The sequence below is a fragment of the Nostoc sp. genome (assembly GCF_036917135.1).
In the GTDB taxonomy this organism is placed as follows: domain Bacteria; phylum Cyanobacteriota; class Cyanobacteriia; order Cyanobacteriales; family Nostocaceae; genus Nostoc.
On record NZ_JBALEA010000078.1, the window covers coordinates 15,929 to 27,948 of the forward strand.

Below are 12,020 nucleotides of genomic sequence, written 5' to 3' on the forward strand. Positions count from 1 at the left end.
AATATTCACATAAAAAATGATTAAATTATCTAATTACCAAATTATAGAATTAATTCATGAGGGAATAAAAACTAGTGTTTATCGAGCCACCAGAAATAAGGATGGTAAACTAGTAGTTATTAAAGTTTTAAAAACAGAATACCCTGAACTGAAAGATATAGCAGCATTCAAACATGAATATGAGCTAATAAAGAACTTAGATATCCCAGGAATTGTTCAAGCTCATAGCCTAGAAAAATACAATAATGGTTTAGCAATTGTCTTAGAAAATTTTGATGGTACTTCTCTCTACAAAGTTATCGAGGCAGACAAAATTGAGTTAATTTATTTTCTCAAGATAGGTATTCAAATTACCCAGGCTTTAGGTGAATTACACCAACATTATATTATTCATAAAGATATTAAACCACAGAATATTATTATTAATTTAGAAACTCATCAAGTTAAAATTATTGATTTTTCTATCTCATCACTGCTTTTTCAAGAAAAACCCAAATTTTGTAATCCTGATTTGCTTGAAGGAACTCTAGCCTATATGTCTCCAGAGCAAACAGGAAGAATGAACCGATCAGTTGATTACCGTACAGATTTCTATTCGTTGGGTGTAACTTTTTATGAAATGCTTACAGGTCAGTTACCGTTTCAAGTAACTGAGCCAATGGAGCTAGTTCATTGTCATATTGCTAGACAACCCATAACAATAGATCAGTTAATCCCAGAAATCCCTCAAGTCATTTCTGCAATTATTATGAAATTACTCAGCAAAACGGCTGAGGAAAGATATCAGAGTGCTTTTGGGATTAAAGCTGATTTAGAAACCTGTCTTAATCAGTTAGATCAAACTAATTCTATAACTAACTTTTCTATTGGTCAGCAGGATCATTCTAGCCAACTACAAATTCCCGAAAAGTTGTATGGACGAGAAGCAGAAATAGATATTTTAATGACTGCTTTTGAAAAAATTAATCAAGGAAATAAAGAATTAATATTAGTTGCTGGTTATTCGGGTATTGGTAAATCAGCATTAGTAAATGAAATCCATAAACCTGTTATCAAAAACAGAGGCTATTTTATTGCTGGTAAATTTGAGCAATTTCAGCGCAATATTCCTTATGCTTCAGTGATTCAAGCATTTCAAGAGTTAATGCAGCAATTACTAACAGAAAGTGAAGCACAATTAGCAATTTGGAAAGTAAAACTTTTAGAGGCTCTAGTCCCAAATGCTCAAATTATTATTGATGTTATTCCTGAATTAGAACTTATTATCGGTAAACAACCAGAAGTACCGCAACTAGCCTCAGCAGAAGCACAAAATCGCTTTAACTTGGTTTTTCAAAATTTTATCAATTTGTTTGCTCAAAAAGAGCATCCATTAGTTATATTCTTAGATGATTTACAATGGGCAGATTTAGCTTCGTTAAAACTGATTCAGTTATTAGCTACAGATATTGAAATTCAATATTTATTGATAATCGGAGCTTATCGAGATAATGAAGTTGATACCAGTCATCCTTTAATGTTAGTTTTGCGAGAAATTGAAAAAAATCGTAGCTCTGTCAAGATTATTAATTGTCAAAATCTCAAAATTGCTGATGTTTGTAAATTAGTTAGCGATACCCTAAAATCTAGTTTAGATAGCTCTGAAGAATTAGCAAAGTTGATTTTCAATAAAACTGCGGGCAATCCGTTTTTTGTCAATCAATTACTCAAGTTTATTCATCAAGAAAATCTGCTTTTATTTAATTTTACTACTGGTCAATGGCAATGGGAAATTCCGCAAATTCAGATGCTAGAAATTACTGATAATGTTGTTGAATTAATGATAGGTAAAATTCAAAAGCTCAAAGACACTACACAAAATATTTTAAAAATAGCTGCCTGTATTGGCAATAGATTTAATTTAAATATACTCTCTTGTGTTAACGAAAAATCTCATAATGACACAGCATTAGATATTTGGGAAGCAATACAAGCTGGTTTAGTTATACCTTTAAGTGATAGCTATAAACTACCACAGCTATTAGATAATGTTGATATTTTTGTAATTGATTATAAGTTTCTTCACGATCGCGTGCAACAAGCGGCTTATACGTTGATAGCTGATGAACAGAAAAAGGATATTCATTTAAATATTGGTAGACTGCTATTAAAGAATGTAGACGAAAGTTTACTAGAAGAAAAAATCTTCGATATTGTTAACCAGTTAAATATCGGTGCTGACCTAATTAATTATCGAGAAGAAAAATATAAACTAGCTGAGTTGAATCTTATTTCTGGACGTAAAGCTAAAGATTCTGCTGCTTACGAATCTGCCGTAACGTTTCTGAAGCAAGGTCTAAGTTTACTTACAATAGATTGTTGGCAAAAGTATTATAAATTAACTCTCGATCTTCATGTAGAAACGGTAGAAGCAGAATATTTGAATACCAATTTTGAGCAAGCAGAAGCATTATTTATCAGCGTGATAAGTAACAGTAAAAATATCCTTGATACTGTTAAAGTATATGAGAAAAAGATTCAGTTTTATATTGCTCAAAATCGAATGCGAGAAGCATTAGATTTAGATTTGGAGGTGCTAGAGATGTTGGGAGTTTCATTGTCTCAAACTCCACCAGCAGAGTTAACAATTGAAGAATTAGCCAATCTGCCAGAAATGACTGATGATCATAAGCTAGCTGCCATGAGGATACTAATGACAGCCATGCCTCCCGCTTATTTAGCAGATCCTGCACTTTTACCACTGATTGCTTTTACGATGGTTGATTTATGTGTGCAGTATGGCAATTCATCTTTTGCAGCTTATGCCTATGGTTTTTATGGGCTAATTTTATGTGGGTCTCTTAAGGATATTGAATCAGGATATCGTTTTGGTAAATTATCTTTACAGATTTTAGATCAATTCAATGCTAGACAAATTAAATCTAAAGTTTACGCCTTATTTAATATTTTTGTTAGGCACTGGAAAGAACATCTTCAAGCAACTATAGAACCTTTAGAAGATGGTGTTCAAAGTGGTTTAGAGACAGGGGATATTGAGTATGTGGGTTACAATGGCTTATTAGTTTGTTGGCACCCTTTCTGGGCTGGAGAAAATTTAGAGCTGATCCAACAAAGACTAGAACAATATATTAATTTATCACATAAAATACACCAAGAGCATTTTATAACTTGTTTGCTGATATTAAAACAGATAGTAATCGAGCTAGTTCAAGGACAGGATAATGAATCTTATTTAGAGGGTGATAGTTTTAATGAATCAGTAATGCAGAGAATAGCAGGAAATATTACAGCCATATTTTATGCTTATCTTTCCAAAAGTATTTTGAGTTATTTATTTAAAGATTATGCTCAGTCTATTAAAAACGCTGAATTAGCACAGCAGTATGAAGTTGCAGCTAGTGGGACTATTTTTCTACCTCAATATAAGTTTTATTATTCTCTGGCATTGTTGGCTTTCTGTTTAAACACAACTTCCCAAACAGAGATAAAAAGTGTTATTGAGAAAGTAGAAGAAAATCAAAAGCAATTAAAAGAATGGGCGGATCACGCACCTGTAAATAATCAGCACAAATATGAACTTGTAGAAGCACAAAAAGCACGGTTTTTAGGACAAGTATTAGTAGCGATGGAACACTACGATCGCGCAATTAAAGGCGCTCATAATTCTGAATATATTCATGAAGAGTCGCTAGCTTATGAATGTGCGGCAGAATTTTATCTCAGTCTAGGAAGAAATGAATTTGCGTCCCTATATATGACAAAGGCACACTATGGTTATCGTCGTTGGGGAGCAAGTGCTAAATTTAAGGATTTGGAATTAAAATACCCAGAATTAATTACTAAGGTTTCAACTCACTCTCAAGTAGGGTTTAGAAGTAATACTATTACTACTTCCACAGCTAATGAAAAATCAAGTGCGCTAGATTTAATCACAGTTGTTAAAGCATCACAAGCTTTATCAGAAGTGATTTTATTAGAGAATCTGCTAGAAAAATTAATGACAATTGTGATTGAGAATGCTGGCGCTCAGACTGGTATTTTGCTTCTAGAGAAAGCCGGAAAGTTATTTATTGAAGCTAAAGCAAGTGTAGATGAAGATGATTTAACTGTTGGTCAATCAATACCAGTAGAAAATAGTCAGCAATTGCCTATCTCTGTAATTAATTATGTTACAAGAACCAAAAAAGATGTGGTTTTATCTGATGCCAGCCATGAAGGAAATTTTACGATAGATCCGTATATTGTTGATAACAAAATTAAATCCCTTATATGTATTTCTATCGTTAATCAAGGTAAAATGGTTGGGTTACTTTATTTAGAAAATAATTTAACAGTGGGAGCATTTAATTTTGATAGAATACAAATATTAAAGATGCTATCTTCACAAGCAGCTATTTCCTTAGAAAATGCCCAACTCTACGCTAACTTAGAAGATAAAATTGAAGAAAGAACGAGGGAATTAAATGAAAAAAATATGCGATTAAAGCAAACGATGTGTGAATTAGAACTAACTCAAACCCAGCTTATTCAAACAGAAAAAATGTCAAGTCTGGGGCAAATGATTGCTGGTATTGCTCATGAAATCAATAATCCTGTAAGTTTTATTCATGGCAACTTAGTTCACATTAATAATTACACACAAGATTTGCTTAGTTTAATCAATATTTATCAAAATACCTATCCCGATGTTGCACCAGAAATTCAAGAGCTTTTAGAGAATATTGATGTTGATTTTATTAAAGAAGATATGCCTAAAACTTTATCTTCTATGAAAATTGGCACGGAACGCATTCGGGAAATTGTCTTGACATTGCGTAATTTTTCTCGGTTAGATGAGGCTGACATCAAAGCGGTGAATATTCATGAAGGAATTGAGAGTACCTTACTAATTTTGCAAAGCCGTCTCCAAGTCAAACCAGGTAAGCCGGCGATTGAGATTATCAAAAATTACGGTGAATTGCCAAAAGTTGAATGTTATGCTCGGCAACTAAATCAAGTGTTTATGAATATTCTGAATAATGCGATTGATGCTTTAGAAAAGTTAAATCACGAAAGAAAAGCAGAGGATATTAAGAGTAATTCTAGCGCGATCGCTATTCGTACCCAAGCAGTCAATCCTGATTTAGTCGTCATTTCCATTAAGGATAATGGCGTAGGGATGAGTGATAGTGTTAGACAAAGAATATTTGATCCTTTTTTCACTACTAAACCTGTGGGACAAGGTACTGGTTTAGGATTATCAATCACTTATCAAATCGTAGTAGACAAACATCACGGTACAATTGAGTGTATTTCTGCACCTGGACAGGGGGCAGAGTTTATTATTCAAATTCCCTGCAAAAGCGAGTAATTTAGAACCCCAGGCGGCAAGAAGTCGCGGCTACACGAGACTTTACCCGTCTACGCGGGTTGAAAACCCTGATGCTTAGGGACTGACAAGAAATAAATTATCCATCTTGTGGGGTGGGCAACATGAGCGCCCTAAATCTGGGACGGGTGGGGACACCCATCCCACAAGAAAATTTGGGATGTTTTTTTATTTGTCAGTCGCTTACTCCAATCCTACAGAAAATAATTTACCAACTTGCGCTAAATCGACATTTCCACCACTGATGATGACGCCAACCCTCGCCTCTGGTGCTGTCACCACACCTTCGAGTAAGGCGGCGGCGGCGAGTACTCCGGTGGGTTCAACGACAATTTTCAGACGTTCCCACAAGAAAAACATGGTGCGAAGAATGGCTTCTTCCGATACCGTCACCAGATCATCGACGTAATGCAGCACTAAGGGGAAAGTAATTTGACCAAGGCTAGGAGTTCGCGCACCATCGGCGATGGTATCAGGATTTTTGACCGTTTGCAGGGTTTTGGTGTGAAAGGAGCGGGTAGCATCGTCGGCAAGTGCTGGTTCTACTCCGATTACTTTACAATTAGGTGAAAGTGCTTTGGCTGCGATCGCACATCCTGAAAGTAATCCCCCACCGCCACAACAAACTAATAATTTGTCCAATTCACCAATTTCTTGAATTAGTTCTAAAGCAGTTGTCCCCTGTCCGGCGACTACATGGGGATGATCGTAAGGGGGAATCAGAGTGAGATTGCGATTATGTGCTAAATTTTGGGCTAATTCTTCTCGGTTGATTTCTTGGCGATTGTATAAAATTATCTCTGCACCATAGCCACGAGTAGCAGTTTGTTTGACAACGGGTGCATCATCAGGGATGACAATGGTGGTGGGAATATTTAGTAATTGTCCAGCTAAAGCGATCGCTTGGCCATGATTTCCTGATGAATAGGTGATAACGCCTGTTTGTTTTTGTGTTATCGATAGTTGGGCTAGGGCATTGTACGCACCTCGAAATTTAAATGACCCCGTGCGTTGAAAATTTTCGCATTTAAAGAATACTTGGCTATTGGTGCGATCGTTAACAATTCTAGAAGTCAGTACAGGCGTGCGGTGGGCAATGCCCAAAATTCGCTCTTGTGCTGCTTGCACATCAGTTATGGCAACGGAATTATGTTGTGGCATTGATGACGATATTAAATATTTTTGCTCTTGTTTATATAGATACAGATTTTTATATTTGTGCCAAATATGCTTGATTGAAGCATACTCATTTCAGGTGGATAGCATCATTTATTGTCTGGATAAAAATAACTACAGCAAATATTATATATTACTGTAGTTATTTTTATAAAACTTAAATTAATTAACTCACGCTGGCAATTTTTAGCATGAATAAAATATCTGAAAGTCGGCAAAAAAAAACTGTTCTAATTACAGGAGCGGCTAGTGGAATAGGCTATCAATTAACCCAGATATTTGCTCGTCATAGTTATAATCTTGTGTTAGTGGATAAGAATGAAGAAAAACTTACTGAAATTCTAGATGAATTTCCGCAAAAATTTGGCATTTTTGTGAAAATTTTTACTCAGGATTTATCTATACCAACATCGCCCGAAGAAATTTTCACAGAACTACAGCAAGCATCGATAAAAATTGATGTGCTGATTAACAATGCTGGCTTTGCTACTTATGGAGCATTTAACGAAACAGACCTGACCATTGAACTGAAAATGCTCCAGGTAAATATAGTGAGTCTGACTCATTTAACTAAGTTATTCCTCAAGGATATGGTAGAGCAAAACTATGGAAAAATATTAAATGTGGCCTCAGCTGCTGCTTTTCAACCAGGGCCTCTAATGGCAGTTTATTTTGCTACTGAAGCCTATGTATTATCATTTTCCGAAGCGATCGCTAATGAATTAGAGGGTACAGGTGTCAGCGTGACTGTTCTTTGTCCAGGACTAAGAGCATCGGAATTTCAACGAACAGCTGCAATGAAAGATTCAAAGATTGCTCGCCTTAAGAGAATGATGGAGACAGAAACCCTTGCTAAAATTGGTTATCGCGGCTTAATGACAAACAAAACCGTTGTGGTTCCTGGTATGAGAAATAAGATATTGACTGAAAGCGTAAGATTTACACCCAGAAATTTAGTCACAAAGGTCGTGAGAAGTATACACGAACTCAAAAAAAATAGGTAGCCCGATATATCTATAACCCTTGTATAGACGTAGCATTGCTACGTCTATACAATTCTTTTTCGGAGATGTCTAAGAGGTTGTTTGAAAAGTGTTTCACTGTGACTTTAGGCACTTTTAGATCCCCCCTAACCCCCCTTAAAAAGGGGGGAACCGGAATCAAAGTCCCCCAATTTATCGGGGAGCCACTGCGCCCTTGCGGTTTCCCGACTTGTACCCCTTCGGGGATCTTGCTACGCGCAGCGTCTCCTCTTGGGAGAAGCACGTGGCGTGGATTTAGGGGGATCTAAAACTATTTGATACCGACAATAGGACTTTTCAAACATCCTCTAATAAAGAATTTAAAGCGTGGGTAGTTTATGAAAACCCGATCAACAGATTCTTTCGTCTAAAAAATCCGTTGATCGGGTTTAGCCGTTTGCAAAAAATCGTCTAAGATTAGGCTCTATCTACTTTGATAGTTCTGGCGTGAAGAAAATGCGGTTTTCACCAACCCGATCAAATGCAGGTGTAGAGCAGCGATCGAAGACTTTGCCCAGAACTGACATTTCTTGAACTAAGCGGTCAAATTTATCAGGAGTGAGAGATTGGGGGCCATCGGATAAAGCTTTAGCTGGATTGGGGTGAACTTCAATCATCAAGGCATCTGTACCAGCTGCTAAGGCAGCCATTGCCATCGATGGCACATATTCAGACCTACCAGTACCATGACTGGGATCAATAGTATGATAATCATCTGTTTTTCCTTCCGTATACTTTTTGGGTGTAATACAGTCCGTTCGTAGGGGCACAGCAATGCTGTGCCCCTACCTTGGCGAATCGTGTAAAAATTCCGCAAGTTGTTCTAGTTTTGTCCAAGCAGCGCCGCTTTGGAGAACTTCCTTGGCAAGGGCAATACCTTTAACACAACCTGCTAAAACATCAGTTTCCCCATCAGTGGCTTCACCAACTTGCAGTGCGAGAGCTGTATTTAAAGCAACTACATCTTGCTGCGCTTGAGTGCCTTTCCCTTGAAGGACAGCCTTCAAGATTTGGGCATTTTCTGGGACATCTCCACCGTGCAAGGCCGCAGTGGGCGCAAAATTTAAGCCAAGTTCTTGAGGATTGAGTGTTAAAGAACGGACTTTTTGATCTTGGAGTACAGCTAAGTCAGTGACATCTGCCAAACCAGCCTCATCTAAACGTTCGCGTCCGTGAAGTGCGATCGCATGCTGACATCCCAATTGAGATAAAGCTTGAACAATCTCCTCTAGTAAAAGCGGATCATTTACACCGATAATTTGCCCCGTTGGGCGCATGGGATTTACTAGCGGACCGAGTAAGTTAAAAACAGTCCGCACCTTCAAAGTTTTTCGCAAAGTAGCGATCGCTTTGAGTGCAGGATGCCAGCCGGGAGCAAACAAAAAGGTGATTCCCACTTCACCCACTGCGGCTTGTACTTTTTCAGGAGTGGCGTTGAGATTTATACCCAAAGCTTCCAAGACATCAGCCGAACCAGCCTTACTAGATGCCGAACGATTGCCATGTTTGGCAACTTTTACCCCACAGGCGGCGGCCACAAAGGCGACAGCAGTAGAAATATTAAAGGTTGAAGCGCCATCTCCACCAGTTCCACAGGTGTCAATTAGGGGTACTGGGTACTGAGTACACTTCTCTACGAGAGGCTGCGCCAACGACAAGCTCAGTGCATCGCTGGGGATTGGGTACTGGGAAGACTCTTGCCCAGTCCCTAATCCCCAATCCCTAGTCCCCAGTCTTTGGGATTGTAAGACGGTGGCCATACCGACTAATTCTTCGGCAGAGACGCCTTTGGCTTGAATTGCGGCTAAAATCGCTCCTGATAGTACATGAGGAATGGTATTTGTCAGCCAACCTTGCATCAAATCCGCAGCTTGGGAAACTGTCAACGATTGCCGATTTAGCAATTGTTGCAATAAAGCAGGCCAGTTGTAGAACTCAGAAGGGATGGAGATTTTATCGGGTGGAGTTTGAGTTACAGCGATCATATTTTTAATGAGCATTGACAAATGACTAATGACTAATGATTTTCGCTACAGTTTGCACATCTTTGTCACCTCTGCCAGAACAATTGATGACGATGCGAGGGCTGCCTTGTAATTGAGGACAAAGGGTTTCTAGATATGCGATCGCATGAGCCGTTTCTAAGGCTGGAATAATCCCTTCTAGTTGCGAAAGTCTTTGGAATGCGTCTAACGCCTGTTTATCGGTAACACTGTAATATTCGGCGCGACCAAGATCCTTTAAATAACTATGTTCTGGACCAACACCGGGATAATCTAATCCGGCGCTAATTGAATGGGCTTCGATGACTTGGCCATCATCATCTTGCAGTAAATAGCTCATTGCACCGTGCAATACACCGATTTTTCCTTTTGTCAAGGTAGCAGCGTGTTTTTCTGTATCTACACCTTCACCCGCCGCCTCAACTCCAATTAAACGCACTGAAGATTCATGCATAAACTCATTGAATAAGCCGATGGCATTGGAACCGCCACCCACGCAAGCCAGTAGAATATCTGGTAATCCTCCCCATTTTTCCTGGGATTGAGCGCGAGTTTCTACACCAATGACAGCATGGAAGTCACGCACAATCATCGGGTAGGGATGAGGCCCAGCAACGGAACCCAGGATGTAATGAGTTGTTTCCACATTTGTCACCCAATCTCGAATTGCTTCCGAAGTTGCATCCTTGAGAGTGCCAGTACCCGCCGCCACTGGGCGAACTTCTGCCCCCATCAACTTCATCCGAAACACGTTCAGGGATTGGCGTCCCATATCGTGGATGCCCATGTAAATCACACATTTCAAACCAAACCGCGCACACACGGTTGCAGTCGCTACGCCATGTTGTCCTGCGCCTGTCTCTGCAATCACCCGTTGCTTACCCATGCGTTTAGCTAGCAACACCTGAGCTAAAGCATTATTAATTTTATGAGCGCCTGTATGATTTAAATCTTCCCGCTTTAGATAGATTTGTGCCCCGGTGCCATCTGGTCTAGCGTAGTTTGTTGTCAGGCGTTCGGCAAAATATAATGGGCTGGGTCGTCCAACATAATCGCGCAGTAGGTTTTGCAGTTCTGCTTGGAAACTTGGCTCGTTGCGATATTGATGAAATGCTGCTTCTAACTCAGTTAATGCAGGCATTAAGGTTTCTGGGACGTATTTACCACCGAACTTGCCAAACCTGCCTAAAGAATCTGGTTGTTGAGTTGCAGTTTTGATGTCTTGTATGCTTACCACTGGTTAAAATCCTTTTACGTTCAAATATATTTTTGGTCAAGATTTCCTCTGTGTCGCGCCAGTCGCTACAAACTCCTCCACCCCCGCAACGCGCTGGCTTCTCTGTGCTTCTGCGGTTGGTTATTTTTTATCGAACCACAGAGGCGCAGAGGACGCAGAGAGAAGAAAGAGGTTTTTTACTTGGGGGAACCAACTTGTTGCAGGGATGCAGAGGTAATTGCTGCTTTGAGTTCCTGACAAAATTGTTCTACAGCTTGCAATCCTTCTGTTGGGCTGCCTTCAGCTAAACGCTTGACAAAGGCACTACCAACAATCACTGCGTCTGCACCCCATTCCATTACTTGATGTGCCTGTTTTGGTTCTGAGATGCCAAAACCAACGCCGATGGGTTTATTGGTGACGCTTCGCAAGTCGGTAATTAAATCTTTGACGCGGTTTTGGATTTGAGCGCGGATACCTGTAACACCTGTGACGCTTACGAGGTAGATAAAACCCTGAGATTGACGAGCGATCGCTATAATTCTATCTTGAGAACTAGTAGGAGCTACGAGCAAAATTACCTCAATTCCAAAAGATGCAGCAGTCTGGATTAATTCTTCTGCTTCTTCTAAGGGTAAGTCTGGCACTACCAACCCTTGCACCCCAGCAGTGGCAATTTGCGCCAAAAATGACTTAATACCTCGGTGCAAAATGGGATTGTAATAAGTAAATAGAATTATCGGCGCTTTTAGGCTAGGAATCACTGTATGTAACATCTCTAGCACTTGCTCTAATTTCGTACCTTTTTGCAAAGCGCGGGTTGCTGCTGCTTGAATCACAGGCCCATCTGCTAAAGGATCGGAGTAGGGAATGCCTAACTCGATAAAGTCTGCACCATTGCGATCTAAGATACGTAAAGCTTCGGCAGTGGTTTCTAAGTTAGGATCGCCGGCTGTGATAAAGGGGATTAAAGCACACTGTTGGCGAGTCTCCTGCGGAGAAGCTTCGCTAACGCGTAAAGTTTGAAAGGAATCTGAGATAGAGGTCATGCTGAAAAATAGTTAATGATTGGTTAATAGTTTTGGAATAATTAACACTTAGCAGTTAGCGATGCCTATGCTAAATTTTTCGTTAATGAGTCTTTTATCTCCATTAATGAGGCTTTTATCTCCATTAATGAGGCTTTTATCTCCATTAATGAGGCTTTTATCTCCATTAATGAGGCTTTTATCTCC

6 protein-coding genes and 1 pseudogene are annotated in these 12,020 nt (G+C 39.3%); 2 read left to right on the top strand and 5 right to left on the bottom strand.

Annotated features, from left to right (window positions below):
• Positions 1-16 precede the first annotated feature (16 nt).
• Positions 17-5,350: a trifunctional serine/threonine-protein kinase/ATP-binding protein/sensor histidine kinase gene (locus tag V7K50_RS25540; RefSeq protein WP_334965006.1), complete on the top strand. Its 5,334-nt coding sequence runs from the start codon at positions 17-19 to the stop codon at positions 5,348-5,350.
• A gap of 201 nt (positions 5,351-5,551) precedes the next feature.
• Here the strand turns inward: V7K50_RS25540 and V7K50_RS25545 are convergent, their stop codons facing one another.
• A complete protein-coding gene (locus tag V7K50_RS25545; protein WP_334965008.1) occupies positions 5,552-6,529 on the bottom strand; it encodes a threo-3-hydroxy-L-aspartate ammonia-lyase in 978 nt (325 codons plus the stop codon).
• 206 nt (positions 6,530-6,735) lie between these two features.
• Between V7K50_RS25545 and V7K50_RS25550 the strand changes: the two genes are divergently transcribed.
• Positions 6,736-7,548, top strand: a complete 813-nt coding sequence (locus V7K50_RS25550; protein WP_334965010.1) for an SDR family NAD(P)-dependent oxidoreductase — start codon at positions 6,736-6,738, stop codon at positions 7,546-7,548.
• 446 nt (positions 7,549-7,994) lie between these two features.
• Here V7K50_RS25550 and V7K50_RS25555 read toward each other — a convergent pair.
• The 4 genes and pseudogenes from V7K50_RS25555 to trpA all read right to left on the bottom strand — a co-directional run.
• A pseudogene (locus V7K50_RS25555) lies at positions 7,995-8,267 on the bottom strand (3-deoxy-7-phosphoheptulonate synthase); the annotation flags it as partial.
• An 84-nt stretch (positions 8,268-8,351) separates the two neighbouring features.
• On the bottom strand, positions 8,352-9,551 hold the full coding sequence (gene trpD / locus V7K50_RS25560; RefSeq protein ID WP_334965018.1) for an anthranilate phosphoribosyltransferase: 1,200 nt from the start codon (positions 9,549-9,551) through the stop codon (positions 8,352-8,354).
• A gap of 25 nt (positions 9,552-9,576) precedes the next feature.
• Positions 9,577-10,806 (bottom strand): tryptophan synthase subunit beta, encoded by a 1,230-nt coding sequence (trpB, locus tag V7K50_RS25565; RefSeq protein ID WP_334965012.1) that lies wholly within the window; start codon positions 10,804-10,806, stop codon positions 9,577-9,579.
• Between the two features lie 176 nt (positions 10,807-10,982).
• A complete protein-coding gene (trpA, locus tag V7K50_RS25570) occupies positions 10,983-11,834 on the bottom strand; it encodes a tryptophan synthase subunit alpha (RefSeq protein WP_334965014.1) in 852 nt (283 codons plus the stop codon).
• Positions 11,835-12,020: the final 186 nt, after the last annotated feature.